Origin of the sequence: Streptosporangium sp. CA-115845 (assembly GCF_050943795.1) — a bacterium.
Lineage (GTDB): Bacteria > Actinomycetota > Actinomycetes > Streptosporangiales > Streptosporangiaceae > Streptosporangium.
Genome location: NZ_CP191988.1, coordinates 572,575 through 588,018, shown reverse-complemented (window position 1 = coordinate 588,018; position 15,444 = coordinate 572,575). Strand labels below are relative to the sequence as shown.

At 68.8% G+C, this 15,444-nt stretch carries 20 protein-coding genes; 4 read left to right on the top strand and 16 right to left on the bottom strand.

All coding sequences use genetic code 11. The annotated features are described in order from the left end of the window. Positions 1-30: 30 nt before the first annotated feature. From nuoE to ACQP0P_RS04815, 8 genes are all read right to left on the bottom strand, one after another. Entirely contained in the window at positions 31-693 is a 663-nt protein-coding gene (nuoE, locus tag ACQP0P_RS04850) for an NADH-quinone oxidoreductase subunit NuoE (protein WP_433381687.1), read from the bottom strand. 86 nt (positions 694-779) lie between these two features. Beyond that, entirely contained in the window at positions 780-2,105 is a 1,326-nt protein-coding gene (locus tag ACQP0P_RS04845; RefSeq protein ID WP_433371410.1) for an NADH-quinone oxidoreductase subunit D, read from the bottom strand. Then, complete coding sequence (locus ACQP0P_RS04840) at positions 2,102-2,779, bottom strand: NADH-quinone oxidoreductase subunit C (RefSeq protein ID WP_350918471.1); 678 nt, start codon at positions 2,777-2,779, stop codon at positions 2,102-2,104. Before ACQP0P_RS04840 ends, ACQP0P_RS04845 begins: the two co-directional genes overlap by 4 nt. 79 nt (positions 2,780-2,858) lie before the next feature. After that, positions 2,859-3,410 (bottom strand): NuoB/complex I 20 kDa subunit family protein, encoded by a 552-nt coding sequence (locus tag ACQP0P_RS04835; protein ID WP_030916695.1) that lies wholly within the window; start codon positions 3,408-3,410, stop codon positions 2,859-2,861. Between the two features lie 2 nt (positions 3,411-3,412). Beyond that, the gene (locus ACQP0P_RS04830; RefSeq protein WP_433371407.1) at positions 3,413-3,772 is read right to left on the bottom strand and encodes an NADH-quinone oxidoreductase subunit A; all 360 of its coding nucleotides are present in this window, start codon (positions 3,770-3,772) and stop codon (positions 3,413-3,415) included. A 2-nt stretch (positions 3,773-3,774) separates the two neighbouring features. Further along, positions 3,775-3,897, bottom strand: a complete 123-nt coding sequence (locus ACQP0P_RS04825; RefSeq protein WP_433371404.1) for a hypothetical protein — start codon at positions 3,895-3,897, stop codon at positions 3,775-3,777. Beyond that, positions 3,894-5,171: a geranylgeranyl reductase family protein gene (locus ACQP0P_RS04820; RefSeq protein ID WP_433371402.1), complete on the bottom strand. Its 1,278-nt coding sequence runs from the start codon at positions 5,169-5,171 to the stop codon at positions 3,894-3,896. The genes ACQP0P_RS04825 and ACQP0P_RS04820 overlap by 4 nt, the downstream gene beginning before the upstream one ends. Before the next feature lie 148 nt (positions 5,172-5,319). Further along, positions 5,320-6,045, bottom strand: a complete 726-nt coding sequence (locus ACQP0P_RS04815) for a demethylmenaquinone methyltransferase (protein WP_433371399.1) — start codon at positions 6,043-6,045, stop codon at positions 5,320-5,322. Between the two features lie 78 nt (positions 6,046-6,123). On the opposite strand from ACQP0P_RS04815, the gene ACQP0P_RS04810 reads away from it, so the two are divergent. Continuing rightward, a complete protein-coding gene (locus tag ACQP0P_RS04810; RefSeq protein ID WP_433371395.1) occupies positions 6,124-7,389 on the top strand; it encodes a delta-60 repeat domain-containing protein in 1,266 nt (421 codons plus the stop codon). Here the strand turns inward: ACQP0P_RS04810 and ACQP0P_RS04805 are convergent. Beyond that, positions 7,373-7,567, bottom strand: a complete 195-nt coding sequence (locus ACQP0P_RS04805; protein WP_355615070.1) for a DUF4229 domain-containing protein — start codon at positions 7,565-7,567, stop codon at positions 7,373-7,375. The two genes, ACQP0P_RS04810 and ACQP0P_RS04805, sit on opposite strands and share 17 nt — an antisense overlap. A gap of 265 nt (positions 7,568-7,832) precedes the next feature. On the opposite strand from ACQP0P_RS04805, the gene ACQP0P_RS04800 reads away from it, so the two are divergent. Beyond that, positions 7,833-8,072 (top strand): BldC family transcriptional regulator, encoded by a 240-nt coding sequence (locus ACQP0P_RS04800; protein ID WP_012887349.1) that lies wholly within the window; start codon positions 7,833-7,835, stop codon positions 8,070-8,072. Positions 8,073-8,193: 121 nt separating this feature from the next. Here ACQP0P_RS04800 and ACQP0P_RS04795 read toward each other — a convergent pair whose 3' ends face one another. Further along, positions 8,194-8,433, bottom strand: coding sequence for a hypothetical protein (locus ACQP0P_RS04795; RefSeq protein ID WP_433371392.1), 240 nt, complete (start codon positions 8,431-8,433; stop codon positions 8,194-8,196). A gap of 10 nt (positions 8,434-8,443) precedes the next feature. Further along, positions 8,444-9,202: a hypothetical protein gene (locus ACQP0P_RS04790; RefSeq protein WP_433371389.1), complete on the bottom strand. Its 759-nt coding sequence runs from the start codon at positions 9,200-9,202 to the stop codon at positions 8,444-8,446. A gap of 191 nt (positions 9,203-9,393) precedes the next feature. On the opposite strand from ACQP0P_RS04790, the gene ACQP0P_RS04785 reads away from it, so the two are divergent. After that, positions 9,394-9,693: a PLDc N-terminal domain-containing protein gene (locus tag ACQP0P_RS04785; RefSeq protein ID WP_433371386.1), complete on the top strand. Its 300-nt coding sequence runs from the start codon at positions 9,394-9,396 to the stop codon at positions 9,691-9,693. A 63-nt stretch (positions 9,694-9,756) separates the two neighbouring features. Here the strand turns inward: ACQP0P_RS04785 and ccsB are convergent, their stop codons facing one another. Genes ccsB through ACQP0P_RS04760 form a run of 5 tightly spaced genes read right to left on the bottom strand, consistent with a single transcriptional unit; the run spans position 9,757 to position 14,384 of the window. After that, positions 9,757-10,725 (bottom strand): c-type cytochrome biogenesis protein CcsB, encoded by a 969-nt coding sequence (gene ccsB / locus ACQP0P_RS04780; RefSeq protein WP_433371384.1) that lies wholly within the window; start codon positions 10,723-10,725, stop codon positions 9,757-9,759. Next, complete coding sequence (gene resB / locus ACQP0P_RS04775) at positions 10,715-12,358, bottom strand: cytochrome c biogenesis protein ResB (protein ID WP_433371381.1); 1,644 nt, start codon at positions 12,356-12,358, stop codon at positions 10,715-10,717. The genes ccsB and resB overlap by 11 nt, the downstream gene beginning before the upstream one ends. Next, entirely contained in the window at positions 12,358-13,107 is a 750-nt protein-coding gene (locus ACQP0P_RS04770) for a cytochrome c biogenesis CcdA family protein (RefSeq protein ID WP_433371378.1), read from the bottom strand. Before ACQP0P_RS04770 ends, resB begins: the two co-directional genes overlap by 1 nt. 12 nt (positions 13,108-13,119) lie before the next feature. Continuing rightward, on the bottom strand, positions 13,120-13,689 hold the full coding sequence (locus tag ACQP0P_RS04765; RefSeq protein ID WP_433371375.1) for a TlpA family protein disulfide reductase: 570 nt from the start codon (positions 13,687-13,689) through the stop codon (positions 13,120-13,122). Positions 13,690-13,745: 56 nt separating this feature from the next. Beyond that, the gene (locus ACQP0P_RS04760) at positions 13,746-14,384 is read right to left on the bottom strand and encodes a histidine phosphatase family protein (RefSeq protein WP_433371373.1); all 639 of its coding nucleotides are present in this window, start codon (positions 14,382-14,384) and stop codon (positions 13,746-13,748) included. A gap of 135 nt (positions 14,385-14,519) precedes the next feature. Here ACQP0P_RS04760 and ACQP0P_RS04755 point away from each other — a divergent pair, with 135 nt between their 5' ends. Next, complete coding sequence (locus ACQP0P_RS04755; RefSeq protein WP_433371371.1) at positions 14,520-15,386, top strand: EamA family transporter; 867 nt, start codon at positions 14,520-14,522, stop codon at positions 15,384-15,386. Positions 15,387-15,444: the final 58 nt, after the last annotated feature.

The following is a 15,444-nucleotide window of genomic DNA, read 5'->3' as shown; positions in this document are numbered from 1 at the left end:
CTCGCCCGATCATGTTGACCTCGCGCCCGTTCACGCCTCGGGAGCCTTCCATCCGTTGGCCTTAGCGATCTTCAGGCCCTCCAGGGAGGGGCCCACCGCCGAGGGGCCGTCACCGGCCAGGCCGTCGGGCAGGCCCGAGAGCACCCGCGAGGCCTCCTTGAACGTGCAGAGCCTCTTCGGGCCGCGGGTCGGCGAGGGCTCCTTGCCGTCCCTGAGGTCGTCGACGAGCTGCTTGGCCGAGTCCGGGGTCTGGTTGTCGAAGAACTCCCAGTTGACCATCATCACCGGGGCGAAGTCGCAGGCGGCGTTGCACTCCAGCCGCTCCAGCGAGATCTTCCCGTCCGGGGTCGCCTCGTCGTGACCGACGCCGACGTGCTCGGAGAGCTCGTCCCAGATCTGGTCGCCGCCCATGACCGCGCAGAGCGTGTTGACGCACACGCCCACGTGGTACTGGCCCATCGGCCTGCGCTTGTACATCGTGTAGAAGGTGGAGACGCCCACGACCTCGGCCTTGCTCAGCCCGAGCATCTCGGCGCAGAACTCGTGGCCGTCGTCGGAGACGTAGCCGTCCTCGGACTGCACCAGGTGCAGCAGGGGAAGCAGCGCCGACCGCGGCCTGGGGTAGCGGCCGATGATCTCCTTGGCGTCGCGCTCCAGGCGCTCGCGCACTTCCGGCGCGTATCCATTGGTCATGGTCGCGCTCACCTCCTCGTTGCTCGACCGGGTGCTCTGCCCACCCGTCGGCTCACCGCCGGCAACCGCTCTCTCGTCGGGCGCGCTCATCGGTCGACACCTCCCATCACCGGGTCGATCGAGGCCACCGCCGAGATGACGTCGGCGACCATGCCGCCCTCGCACGTCGCGGGCATGGCCTGCAGGTTCGTGAAGGACGGATCGCGGAAGTGTACGCGGTAGGGGCGGGTGCCGCCGTCGCTGACCACGTGGGCGCCGAGCTCGCCGCGGGGCGACTCGACCGAGGCGTACGCCTGCCCCGCCGGGACCCTGAAGCCCTCGGTCACCAGCTTGAAGTGGTGGATCAGCGCCTCCATGGAGCCGCTCATGATGTGCGCGATGTGGTCGGGCGAGTTGCCCAGGCCGTCGGGGCCGAGCGCGAGCTGCGCGGGCCAGCCGATCTTCTTGTCGTCGACCATCACCCGGCCGCCCTTGAGCGGCCCGGAGAGCCGGTCCAGAGCCTGCTCAATGATCTTGAGCGACTCCTCCATCTCGGCCACCCGTACCAGGTAGCGGCCGTAGACGTCGGCGCTCTTCTCCGTCGGGACGTCGAACTCGTAGGTCTCGTAGCCGCAGTAGGGCTGCGACTTGCGCAGGTCCCACGGCAGACCCGCGGCCCGCAGCATCGGACCGGTGACGCCCAGCGCCATGCAGCCGGTGAGGTCGAGGTAGGCGATGTCCTTGGTGCGGGCCAGGTAGACCGGGTTCGCGTCGAGCATCTTGCGCATGTCCTTGATGCGCCCCGGCATGACCTTGAGCAGCTCGCCGACCTTGTCGACGGCGCCGGCCGGCAGGTCGACGGAGACACCGCCGGGCCGGACGTAGGCCATGTTCATCCGCAGGCCGGTGATGTACTCCATCACGTCGAGCACCATCTCGCGCTCGCGGGACCCGAAGAGGAACGGCGTGGTCGCGCCCAGCTCCATGCCGAAGGTGCCGATGGCCACCATGTGCGAGGAGATCCGGGTGAGCTCCATCATCATCACGCGGATGGCCTGGGCCCGCTCGGGGACCCGGTCGGTGATGCCGAGCAGCTTCTCGACGCCCATGCAGTAGGCGGTCTCGTTGAAGATCGGCGCCAGGTAGTCCATCCGGGTGACGAACGTCGTCCCCTGGGTCCACGTCCGGAATTCGAGGTTCTTCTCGATGCCGGTGTGCAGGTAGCCGATGACCGTGCGGGCCTCGGTGACCGTCTCGCCGTCCAGGTTCAGGATCAGGCGGAGCACACCGTGCGTGGACGGGTGCTGGGGACCCATGTTGATGACGAGCTGCTCGTCCTGCTGGCCGGTGAGGGTCTCGAGCAGTTCCGACCAGTCGTTGCCGGAGACGGTGTAGACCGTGCCCTCGGTGGCCTCGTCGTCAAAGGTGCTCATGTGTAAGACCTCCTCTGGTCCGGCGCGGGAATCTCGGCGCCGCGGTACTCGACCGGGATGCCGCCGAGCGGGTAGTCCTTGCGCTGAGGGTGGCCGTCCCAGTCGTCGGGCATCATGATGCGGGTCAGCGCCGGGTGTCCGTCGAAGACGATGCCGAAAAAGTCCCAGGTCTCGCGCTCGTGCCAGTCGTGCGTCGGGTAGACAGAGACCGTGGAGGGAATGTGCCGGTCGTCGTCGGGGCAGGAGACCTCGACGCGCAGGCGGCGGTTGTGCGTGATCGAGCACAGGTGGATCACCGCGTGCAGTTCCTGACCCGTCAGATGGGGGTAGTGCACGCCGGAGACACCGAGCGAGAGCTCGAAGCGCAGGGCGGCGTCGTCGCGCAGTGCCCTGACGACGTCGAGCAGGCGCTCGCGCCTGACGTGGAAGGTCAGCTCGCCGCGGTCGACGACCACGCGCTCGACGGCGTCGGCGAAGTCGCCGCCGAGGGCGCGCTCCAGTTCGTCGGCGACGGTGTCGAAGTACCCGCCGTACGGGCGGGGGGTGGAGAGCTCGGGCTTGCGCCGCACGACGAGGCGGCCGTAGCCCGAGGTGTCTCCGGTACCCGAGGTGCCGAACATGCCCAGGCGGGCGATGGGCTCCTCCGGGACCTCCGGAAGGTTTTCAGTGCTCATGTCTCGGTCGCCTACCGCTCCTCGTTCGCCACGCGGGCCGCTGTGAATCCGCTTCGCGCCATCGGTCGCTCACCGCTTCTCATTTGGCGGTTCCCTGGTCGATCAGCGGCAACGTCCGCAGTGCCTGCAGTTCGAGCTCGTCGATCTGCTTGGCGCGATGCGCGCCGAACTTCGTGTTCTGGATCTTGTCGTGTAGCTTGACGATCGCGTCGATGAGCATCTCGGGCCTCGGCGGGCAACCGGGCAGGTAGATGTCGACGGGGACGACGTGGTCGACGCCCTGCACGATCGCGTAGTTGTTGAACATGCCGCCGCTGGAGGCGCAGACGCCCATGGCGATGACCCACTTGGGCTCGGCCATCTGGTCGTAGATCTGACGCAGCACCGGGGCCATCTTCTGCGACAGCCGGCCCGCCACGATCATCAGGTCGGCCTGGCGCGGAGACGCCGAAGCGCGCTCCATGCCGAAGCGCGCCAGGTCGTGCTTGGGACCACCGGTGGACATCAGCTCGATGGCGCAACAGGCAAGACCGAAGGTGGCCGGCCAGACGGAGTTCTTACGTGCCCAGCCGGCGACCTGCTCGACCGTGCTGAGCATGAACCCGCTCGGAAGTTTCTCTTCAAGTCCCATATCTAGTCCCAGTCCAGACCCTTGCGGCGCCACACGTACGCGTAGGCCACGAGCACGGTGACGATGAACAGCACCATCTCGACCAGCCCGAACATCCCGAGCTGGTCGAACGCGACAGCCCACGGATAGAGGAAGATGATCTCGATGTCGAACACGATGAACAGCATCGCGGTGATCATGTACTTCAGCGGGAAGCGACCTCCGCCCACGGGCTGGGGCGTCGGCTCGATACCGCATTCGTAGGCGTCGAGTTTCGCGCGGTTCCAGCGCTTGGGACCGGTGAAGGGGGCGATCGTCACCGAGAAGACCGCAAATCCCGCCGCGAGAACGGCGAGCACCAGGATGGGTGCGTACAGCTCCATCGCTACGCCTCCTCTCCCATCTCCACGCGCGCCGGCGCGTAGCTCTGCATGTTGGTGTATTTCGAAAGTCTAGGCAGGGCGATCATCGCCCCGGGTCCCAGGTGTTCGGCGTTCGTTGAGCTCATGCCGGTGGTGCCACCTTCGACAGGGCGTTGATGATGCGATCCGACGCATCACCCCGCCGGTCGGTGAGATTAGCAAGGAGTTTGAGAGCGAACCTCATCAGGCGGGGGTGCGGCAGCGCGTGACGCGTGGCGAAGTTCATCACACCGCGGTGCCCGATGAGCTCGACGAAGCCCCGGCCGAGCGTGAAGTAGCCGCCGTAGGCGTCCTTCAGCGTCTGCGGGTAGGCTCGCAGCACACGTTCCCGCTGGGCGGGGGTGACCCTGCCCAGTGCCTGGACGATCATCTCGGCCGCGACGTGGCCGCTCTCCATCGCGTACGCGATGCCCTCGCCGTTGAACGGGTTGATCATCCCGCCGGCGTCACCCACCAGCACCAGACCCCGGGTGTAGTGCGGCTGGCGGTTGAAGGCCATCGGCAGCGCGGCGCCCCTGATCGGGGCCGTCATGTTCTCCTCGACGTAGCCCCACTCGGCGGGCATGCCCTTCACCCAGCGCTTGAGCAGGTCGCGGTAGTCCATGCCCTTGAAGGACTCGCTGGTGTTCAGCAGCCCGAGACCCACGTTGGACGTGCCGTCGCCGACGCCGAAGATCCAGCCGTAGCCGGGCAGCAGGGTGTCGCCGTCCCACAGCTCCAGCCAGGTCTCCAGGTAGTCGTCGTCATGGCGGGGGCTCTCGAAGTACGTCCGCACCGCGACGCCCATCGGGCGGTCCTCGCGCTTGTGCAGCCCCATGGCCAGGGAGATCCGGGTGGAGTTCCCGTCGGCGGCGACCACCAGCCGGGAACGGTAGGTGACCTCCTCGCCGTTCTGCCTGGCGAGGACGCCGACGATGTGCCCGCTGCGGTCGTCCAGGACCGGGGCCGTGACGTTGACCCCCTGCAGCAGGCGGACGCCCGCCCTGACCGCGTTGCCGGCCAGGATCTCGTCGAAGTCCTGGCGGGTGCGGACCAGGCCGAAGTCGGGGTAGCTCGCCAGCTCGGGCCAGTCGAGCTCGAAGCGTATCCCGCCGCCGACCACGCGCAGGCCCTTGTTGCGGACCCAGCCGGGGGCGTCGATGTCGATCCCCATGGCGATGAGCTGCTTGACCGCTCGGGGCGTCAGCCCGTCGCCGCAGACTTTCTCGCGAGGGAAGGTGGTCTTCTCGAGCAGCAGGACGTCAAGTCCGGCCTGCGCGAGATGAAAAGCGGTTGTCGAACCGGCGGGTCCGGCGCCGACGACGATGACGTCGGCGTCAGCCTCAGCGACGTTCCGCTGTCTGGCGGCTGGCACGGTCACGGGACCTGTCCTGTCCTGCAAGCTTTGGGGGCCTCGGGGTAAGGGGCCTTTCGTTCTTTGTGAAGGTCTTCACAAACTTGTCGGCCCGAAGTCTAACGCCTTTGCGGGGCAAAGTGTCAGGTGGGTACTGCTATCGCCTGCCAATCTTCTATGCGGGCTTATATCCGCGGTGGAGGGCCACGATGCCCAGCGCGAGATTGCGCCAGGCGACCCGTTCCCAGCCCGCTTCCTGAATGATCCTCGCCAGCCCCGCCTGGTCCGGCCAGGCCCTGATCGACTCCGCCAGATACTCGTAGGAGTCGTCGTTGGAACCGAAGAGCTTGGCTGCCTGCGGCATCAGCCTCATCAGGTACTGCGAGTATACGAGGTCGAAGGACCTCGACGTCGGGTGCGAGAACTCCAGGATCACCAGGCGCGCACCCGGCTTGGCCACCCGATACATCTCGCGCAGCGCCTGGCCGGTGTCCTGCACGTTGCGCAGCGCCGTGGAGATCGTCACCGCGTCGAACACGTCGTCGGCGAAGGGCAGCCGCAGCGCGTCGCCCGCGATGAAGCTGACACCCCGTACCCCCCCTCCGGAAACGCCCGAGCCGCCCCTGCGCCTGACCCCGGTGCTCAGCATGCCGAACGAGAAGTCGGAGGCGATCGCGCGGGCACCCAGCGAGGTGAACGAGTCGGTGGACGTGCCGGTGCCCGCACCGAGGTCGAGGACCAGCTCACCGGGGCCCGCGTCGACGGCCGCGGCGGTCGCCTTACGCCACAGCCGGACCTGGCCCAGGGAGATAACGTCGTTGACAAGGTCGTACCGCCGGGCCGTGCGATCGAACATCGCGGCGACCTCGTGCGGCTGCTTGTCCAGAGAAGCGCGCGTCATGGCACCAAGCCTAGGCCCGCCCCGACAATCCACGGAAAGTAGTCATTCGATTACCCAGAGCATGCTAAAAATTATCGAATGTTTGCCAGAACCGCTTACCTGCCGACCGCGGCCCTGATCCTGATGCTCCCCGGGACCGCCGCCGCCGGCACCACGGAGCACAGCAGGGTCGTCCTGACCGATCCGGTGAACACCACTCCCCACGTGCTCGACGGGATCGTCAACGCCATCGCGCTGGTGGGCGGCACGGTGGTGGTCGGAGGCTCGTTCAGCGAGGTACGCGAGGCCCGGAGCACGAGGGTGCTGTCGCGCGACAACCTCTTCGCCTACGACCTGGCCACCGGGCGGGTGCTGCCCGGTTTCGCACCACGCCTCGACCGCCCGGTCCAGGCCCTGGCGGCGGGGGTGCACGACACCGTCTACGCGGGCGGCCGGTTCACGACGACCGACGGGGCGCAGACGCGGGGCCTGGCCCTGCTCCGGCTGTCCGACGGATCCCCGGTGGCCCACTTCGGCGCCCAGGTCCGCGACGGAACGGTCACCAGCCTGGCCAGGCTGGGCCGCCACCTCTACGTCGGCGGCGACTTCACCCGTGTCGGCCCTGTCGCCCTTACCGCACTGGCCAGGCTGGACGCCGTCAACGGCTCGGTCGACCCGACCTTCGCGATCAGGCCGGACGAGCCCAGGGGTGGCAGGACCAGGGTCCACGCGCTCTCCCTGAGCCACGGCAGGCTGGCGGTCGGCGGCGACTTCGCCACCCTCGACGGCCTGTCGCGCCCGCAGCTCGGCCTGATCGACGTCGCCGCGTCACCGGCCAAGGTCGCGCCCTGGCGGACCGGCGCCTACCGGGGCAGGTGCATGGCCGACTTTCCCAGCTATGTGCGGGGCCTGGACTTCGCCCCCGATGGGAGCTATCTCGCCGTCGTCACGACCGGCGGCCCCGGGGGGTGGGACAGGATGTGCGACACGGCCGCGCGCTTCGAGACCCGCGCCCGCGGCGAGGTACGCCCCACCTGGGTGAACCACACCGGGGGCGACTCGCTGTACGCGGTGGCGGCGACGGGGGCGGCGGTCTACGTCGGCGGGCACCAGCGCTGGCTGGACAACCCGCTCGGCCACGACTCGGCGGGACCCGGAGCGGTGGCGCGTCCGGGAATCGGAGCGATCCACCCCCGCACCGGCAAGGCCCTGACATGGAACCCCACCCGGGAACGCGGAATCGGAGTCAAGGCATTCCTGGCACATCCTGGCGGATTACTCGTTGGTAGTGACACAACCCGGCTTGGTCACGAGTACCATGCCCGAGTCGGCATGTTCCCGTCGCCGCTCACTCCCGATTCTTAGTGATTCGCTCGCTTACCGCGTCCCGCTGCTTTGACAGCAGGACGTAGCTGGCCACGCCGCTGACCAGGAATGCGGCGACAAGCAGGATCAGCTGACGCAGGCCGAGGACATAGAGCACTCCCAGGCTCACGGCGAGTAGACCGACCCGGGACGCGGTGTAAACGATGACGGGATGCACAACGTCGAGGCTACGTCACTCCGCTCATCGCCCAGGCATGACCGTGCCGACCGCGGGAGCACCCTTCGCATTGACTGCGAGCGCTGCTAGTGTTCACAACAGACCAGTTTCGTAAAGAAACACCCACGAGAGTCCCAAAGAGGCTCTATCATATAACAATCGGGCAGGCAGTAGATAACAACCCGTGATCTTTGTTGAAAACCACGGATAAATCAGGCTTCGCTCGGCACACTGGTTACCTGTCCGCCCGCTGGCAGGAAGCGGGATGCGAGGGGGAGAGATTGTGGAGAGTAGCAGCGAGCGTCTGCTGACGCCCGGAGAGGTTGCCGCCCTCTTCCGGGTCGACCCAAAGACGGTTACACGCTGGGCCGCGGCAGGCCGCATCAGCAGCATCCGTACCCCCGGAGGGCACCGGCGTTTCCGCGAGTCGGAAGTGCACGCCCTTCTGCGTGGAGAGGACGTCTTGACGGCCGAACGGCCTGCAGGCGAGTCCCCGCGCGTCTGACGACTTAGGACGTCACACCATCGGTGATCCTGCGCGCCTTACCCGGAAGCCGCAGGGTCACCGTGGAGTCGTGTGAAGTGCCACACGACCGGACGGTGACCACGCCCGTGCCTGAACCGGCCTAGGTCTCCTGCTCGGCCTTGAAAGCCAGGAACTCCCGCTCCAGGTCGTCGTTCTCCGCCGACCAGCGCCGCCGCCGCTCGACCCACTCCTCCTCGGTGAGCGACTCGGCCAGCCAGCGGTCGTAGTCGGGATCCCCCGGAGACACCTCGACATAGGCGTTGCCGATCAGACGCCCGTCATCGCCGGCCAGGGTCTGCGGAACGCGCAGAGTACCGTCAGCGAGCCTGACGACGTACATCCCAGATCACCTAGATTCCGTAGCGCCGGTTGAAGAACAACATGACGTTGAGCGCCATTCGCGTGTCGCCGCCCAGCATGTCGACCAGCGCGGGGCGCTGCCGGGAGACGATCGCGGCGAAGGCATCGGCGAAGAACTCCTTGCGGCCCAGGTCGCCCGGCTGGAGATGGAACCCCGAGGCCAGCACGGGAACGCACTGGGCGTAGAGGGCGGCGAACTCCGGGCAGTCGGAGACCCAGTCGCCGTGGGGGGCGTCCACATCGTCCAGGGCATGCCCGACCTCGTGCATCATCACGTCGGGGGTGGGCGAGGGGCGATCTCCCACCACGATCTTGCGGTCGCCGTACGCTCCCGCGCAGACGTCCCAGGTCGCCCGGCCCGAGGGCAGCGGCGCACCGCGCAGGTATCCCATGTCGTCCAGGTCGGGCACCCCGCCCGCGCCGACGTAGATGCCGTCGAGACCGTCGGCCAGCTTGTCCTTCAGCAGGTCGGGCAACCTGGCCAGGCTCTCCACCGCCCGCACGACCTCCGGGGGCGGGACCTCCCACCGCGAGTCCCACTGACGGTGCAGAATGCGCTCCAGGCGCCCGCAGTGGCGCAGGCCGTCACCCAGATCCGGAGTGTCCGGGGAGTTGGGCTGTGCCCGGGGACGCTCGTCGTCGAGCTCGAAGTCCTTCCAGGTGTACTGCGGGCGGTCGACCACCGGGGCCGTGACCGCCCCGACCCGGCGCTCCGCTTCGCGGGGAACCTCACGGGGAGCTTCCCGCACAGCACTCTCCGCACGCGCGGCCGGACCCCGCTGCCACCACCGCCGTCGATGGCGGCCCTTGTCGCCCGATTGTGCCATCGCACCCCCTGGGGACGTGTCAACGGGTTCTACGTTAACCGGGTGAGCCCTCGCCAGTCATCCGTAACCGAGGGCTGACAGCAACGGGTCTCACAATGGCTTACAGTTCGGGCATGCCCCTGCTTGTCGGTCTGGCGATATTCGCCTTCTGGCTCTACTGCCTGTTCGACGTCATCACCACGCCGGACGAGGAGTCCAGAAACCTGCCCAAGCTCCTCTGGGTGCTCATCGTGGTGCTGCTGCTGGCCGTCGGAGCTCTCTTCTGGCTGCTGCTCGGCCGGCCGTACGGCCCCAGGGCGCCCCGCTCGCTCCTGGCGGAGGACATGCCACAGCGCCCCGAGGCCCCGAAGGGCCCCGACGACGACCCCGACTTCCTCAAGGACCTCGACCGCCGCCTGCGCGACGAGGACTGACCGGGCGGACGACGACTGACCGGCCGCCGATGCGGCCGGTCAGCGGGGGGCTCGGCGCCGGACTCAGGGAACCTCGGCGTAGGAGTGCAGGCCCCCGAAGAAGATGTTCACCCCGACCAGGTTGAACAGCAGGCAGACGCAGGCGACGAGCTGCACGATCGTGGCGGCATTGCCCTTCCAGCCCGCGGTGGCCCTGGCATGCAGGTAGGCGGCGTAGACGACCCAGGTGATGAACGCCCAGACCTCCTTGGGGTCCCAGCCCCAGTAGCGGCCCCAGGCCTTGTCCGCCCAGAGCGCCCCGGCGATGACGGCGAAGGTCCAGATCGGGAAGCCGATCACGATGGCCCGGTGCGCGACCCGCTCCAACTGCGGCCGGGACGGCAGCAGGACCGCGGTGTCCTTCCTGACCAGGTAGAGGATGCCGGCGATGCCGGCCATCAGGAACAGGCCGCTGGCGACGATCGCCGCCGACACGTGGATCAGGACCCAGTAGCTGTTGAGCGCGGGCACCACCGGGCCGGCCTGCACCTCCAGGTATCGGACCGCGAAGCCGAGCCCGAGAGCCGCCGTGACCATGACGAACGCGCCGAGGAAGCGGACCCGGTAGCGGAGATTCATGAACAGGAACGCGCTCACCGCCGCGAAGCACATCGCGACCACGAACTCGTACATGTTGCCCCACGGCCACCGGTCCACGGCCAGGCCCCGGGTGAGGAGGGCCCCGAGGTTCGCGGCCCAGCCGAGCCAGCTCAGCCCGACGGCCACCGGCCCAACCCGCGTCGCCCAGGCACCGGGCGCCTTGTCAGTGGGACCTTCGCCCCCCACCGGGGCGGACTCCGGGGCGGCCGGGGCCGCACCACCGCCGACGGTGGCGAGCGCGGGCTGCGCCGCCGCGCGGGCCGACACCCCCGCGGACCGGCTGAAGGCCAGGTCGAGGGCGTAGGCGATCATTGCGAAGACGTAGAGCAGCACCGTCGCCAAGATGAGCTGATCGCTCAGGGTGGCGAGGCCGGCATCGACCTCAACGGGCATCCTTAACTCCTGGGTTGGGAATTCCTGGGTTCAAAGCGGAGACGATCTCGGCGAACTCCTCGTCGAAATCGCCCCCCTCGGTACGCGTGAGGCCGCCCACCTCGACCCGCCGGTTCTCGCCCTCGGGCTGGACCCGCACCCACACCCTGCGGCGGCGGACGGTCAGGGCCGGCACGAGGCCGGCCACGGCGAGGACCGAGGCGACGAACGCCGGCATCCGGCCGGGATCGTGGGTGATCTGCAGGGCGATCCACTCCCTGACGCCGGTGAACTCGATGGAGCCCATGTCGTCCGGGAGCGTGAGCTTCTCGCCCACCGCCAGCGGGTCGGCCTTCATGACCAGCGGCTTCATCTTCTTCAGGCTCTCGGGTTCGAGCTCGTAGACCGACTGCGGCCGGCCGTCCTTCAGACCCAGGTCACCGGCGAAGGCGCCGTAGACCTGGGCCGTGGGATTGGCGGCGCCGGGGAAGACCGACACCCACTCCGAACCCACCGGAACCGTCGTCGGCAGGAAGCCGATCAGGAGTCCGAGCTGCTCCGGCTGCGCGTCCGGGACCTTGATCACGCACTCGGAGGTGAAGTTGGCGGGCTGGACGACCAGGCAGGGCACCGGCCCGTCGAAGGCGACCTGGCCCTTGCCGTCGGTGATCCTGAAGGTCGGCGCGTACCCGTGGTCGATCAGGTAGCTCTGCGTGCCGTTGACGTTCAGCGGCTCGTTGACCTTGAGGGCGTAGTCGCGCACGGGGGCGCCGGGGGCATCCTCGACCTTGAGCCTGGCCTCGAAGTCGAGAGGCTGCCCGGCCTTCTCGCCCTTCGCGATGTAGGTCGCCTGGAAGTCCTCGACGGTGAAGGAGAACGGCTCCAGCGACTCGGCGTTCACCTGCGGTCCCGGCATGTAGCGGTCATAGGCCGCGACCGTGTTGGCGAACCCCTCGCCCTCCACGACCAGCACGTTGCCCCGGTAGCCGTAGAGCGTGCCGATCCCGACCGCGAGCAGCAGGCCGAGCAGGGACACGTGGAACAGCAGGTTGCCGGTCTCGCGCAGGTAGCCCTTCTCCCCGGCGACCCAGCCGGGCCCCGTGATCACCCGGAACCGCTTGGCGCGCAGCGCGGCGGCGGCCTCCTCGACGGTCAGCGGGGCCTCGAAGGAGGCGTGCTGCGGCAGCCTGCCCAGGTTGCGCGGCGCCGCGGGCGGCTTCCTGCGCAGCTCCCGCAGGTGGGCCATGGTACGGGGGAGCACGCAGCCGATCAGGGACAGGAAGAGCAGCAGGTAGATCGCGGCGAACCAGGGCGCCCTGAACACGTCGAACAGCCAGAACCTGTCCAGCCACTCGGCGAGCTGGGGGCTGTCCTCGAAGTACTGGAAGACCTTGGCGTCGGAGACGCCGCGCTGCGGCCAGATCGAGCCGGGAATGGACGCCAGGGCGAACAGGAACAGCAGGATCAGCGCGATCCGCATCGAGGTGAGCGTCCGCCAGAACCAGCGCGCCCAGCCCACGAACCCGATTCCCACGGGCCGCGGTTCCTTGTTCCTCCCGTTCTTTCCGCCGGCCTCGGGGCTGCTCGCGGCCACCGTCTCCGTCTGCGGCTCGGTCACCGCTCGCTCTCCCGTCCCGGGGTCGATGTGCCCCATCAGATCACCGGCTCGAATCCGCCGACCCAGCCCTGGATCATCGCGACGAGCTGCTCCCAGAGCCCGGTGACGAGCAGGACGCCGACGACGACCAGCATGACGCCGCCCACCCGCGTGATCAGCTGTGAGTGCCGGCGTACCGCCTTGAAGGTCTTCAGGGCCCTGCTGTACGCCAGCCCGGCCGCCACGAACGGCAGGCCGAGGCCGAGCGCGTACGCGAAGGCGAGTATCGCGCCGCGGCCGGCGCTGCCCTCGTTCAGGCCGAGGGTGAGCACGACCCCGAGGGTGGGGCCGATGCAGGGGGTCCAGCCCAGGCCGAACACCAGGCCGAGCAGGGGCGCCCCCGCCAGGCCCGCGGCCGGGAGCCGGTGGATACGGAAGTCACGCTGCAGGCCGGGGATGACGCCCATGAAGGCCAGGCCGAGCACGATCGTGAGGGCGCCCAGCACTCGCGTGATGATCCCGGCGTTGCCGAACAGCATCGCGCCGAGCCCGCCGAAGAGCGCCCCGCCGGCCACGAACACGGCGGCGAACCCGAGGACGAACAGCACGATGCCCGCGACCATGCGCCCCCGCCTGGGGTCGGCGCTCATGCCGGTCACGTACGACAGGTAGCCGGGCACGAGCGGCAGCACGCACGGCGACAGGAACGACACCAGTCCGGCCGCGACCGCTATCGGCAGCGCCAGCGCCAGCGAGCCGCTCGCGACGGTGCTCACGAGGTCGGCGATCATCGCGGGCCCAGCCATCGGCCGGGGCTATTATCCCTCATTGGCGACCTTGGTCACGGCGTCGAGGAGGTCGTTGTACTTGACCGCGCCGAGTGCCCTGGCGGCGATCCTGCCCTGGCGGTCGATGATCAGTGTGGAGGGGATGGCCGCGGGCGGGACCGTGCCCTGGAAGGAGAGCGCGATCTTGCCCGGCTGGTCGAAGATACTCGGGTAGCCGGACTTGTGGCTCCGTTCGAAGGCGAGCGCGTCGGCCTTGCGGTCCTTGAAGTCGACGCCGAGGAACTCCACACCGTCCGCCTTCGTCTTGGCGGAGATGTCCTTGAGCACCGGCGCCTCAGCCCGGCAGGGCGCGCACCAGGAGGCCCAGAAGTTGAGCACCACGACCTTGCCCTTGTGTGCGGCGAGCGTCGCGGTGCCCCCGTCGAGGGTCTCCCCCTCTACAGGCGGCGCGACCTTGCGGTCGGCGGCCTGGAACAGGGTGATCTTGCCGTCGCCGGCGATGAACCGGGTGTCGCCGGTCTGCGGCTGCGCCCCCTGGTTTCCGGCGCATCCGGCCACGGCGATGAGCAGCGCAACGGCGGCAAAGGATTGTGCGCGCATGAATGACGGAGGCTCCCTGTACTACAACCGGTAGAGCAATCACTGTACCGGCGGGGTCAGGCGCCCGGCACAGTGGGGCGTTTGACGAGTGCCGCCGCGGGCTCGCTGTACCCCACGCTGATCAGACGGTCCCCCTCGAAGGCGAAGCTGGTGAGGCTGGCCAGAGCGCACTGCCTGCGGCGTGGGTCGTGCGGCAGGCGCCTGCCCTCGGCGGCGAGCCGGATGATCCAGATCGGGAGCTGGTGGCTCACCATGATCGCCTCATGGCCGCGCGCCGCCCTGCGAGCGGCGTTGATCGCGCCGCTCATCCGGTTGACCAGGTGGATGTAGCGCTCTCCCCAGGAGGGACGGAGCGGGTTCCACAGGTAGCGGTAGAAACGCGGGTTACGGAAGACACCGTCGCCTCCGCCGACGGAGAGACCCTCGAAGATGTTCTCGGCCTCGATCAGCCGCTCGTCGAGCGTGACGTCCAGGTGAAAGGTCGCAGCGAGCGGGGCGGCGGTCTCCTGGGCACGCTCCAGCGGGGAGGAGAACAGCGCGACGACGTCGCGGCCGGCGACCACCTTGGCCACCGTCTCGGCCATCTGCACGCCGTTGTCGGAGAGGTGGTAGTCGGGAAGCCTGCCGTACAGGACGTTAGCGGGATTGTGCACCTCACCGTGGCGCAGGAGGTGAACGACGGTGGTCTCAGCCATGGTTCCGCCAGCCTACCCACAGCTACCGGCCCACAGCCGGTCAGGTGGACCACTGGGAGCGCGTGGCGAAGGCGAGTAGGGTCTGGGGCGTTTGTGGCTAAGGTTCCGCGGTCCGGCGGTCCGGAAAGGTCCCCCGTGAGCCTGTTCGCCCTCGCCCTCATCCTTACCTCGGCCGTCGCCCACGCCTGCTGGAACCTGCTGAGCAAGCAGGCCGCCGACGCCGACGGCGTCGTCTTCGTCTGGATGGTGGCCGCCGCGTCCACGGCGGTCTGGACCCCGGTCGCGCTCGGCTATCTCCTCCTCGGCGACACCGGCCTCTCGTGGGCCGACCTCGGGGTGATCGCCGCGAGCACCACGCTGCACCTGGGCTACTTCATGTTCCTCCAGCGTGGCTACCGGCACGGCGACCTGTCGACGGTCTACCCGATCGCCCGAGGCACCGGACCGCTGCTGGCCAGCCTGGTCGCCGTCCTGTTCCTGGGCGAGCGACCCGGCCTGACGGGCATCGCGGGGATCGGCCTGATCGGGGTGGGTGTCTTCCTGCTCAGCATGGTTCGCAGGCCCAGCCGCCAGGACCTGAGCGGCATCGGGTTCGGGCTGGCCACCGGAGTGTTCATCGCGGCGTACACCGTCTGGGACAAGCAGGTGGTGAGCGCCTTCGCGGTCGCGCCGATCCTGCTCAACTACTTCGGCGACCTCGGCCGCACCCTCGTGCTGACCGCACCGGTGCTCGGCGGCCACCGCCGGGGCCTGGTCCTGCCCGTCTGGCGCGAGCACCGGACGCGGGTGCTGGGTGCGGCGGTGCTGATGCCGCTCTCCTACCTGCTGGCGCTGACCGCGTTCACCCTCTCGCCGATCAGCGCGGTGGCCCCGGTACGGGAGGTCAGCGTGCTCGTCGCGGTGCTGCTCGGCGGCAGACTGCTGGCCGAGGGCGACCTGACCAGGCGGCTGCTGGCCGCCTGCGTCATCGTCGGCGGCGTGGTGACGATCGCCCTCAGCTAGGCCCTGCGCCCTGGATCCTCTGCCCGCCGTTCCTCGGCTCGGTGAGGTCCACGGCACG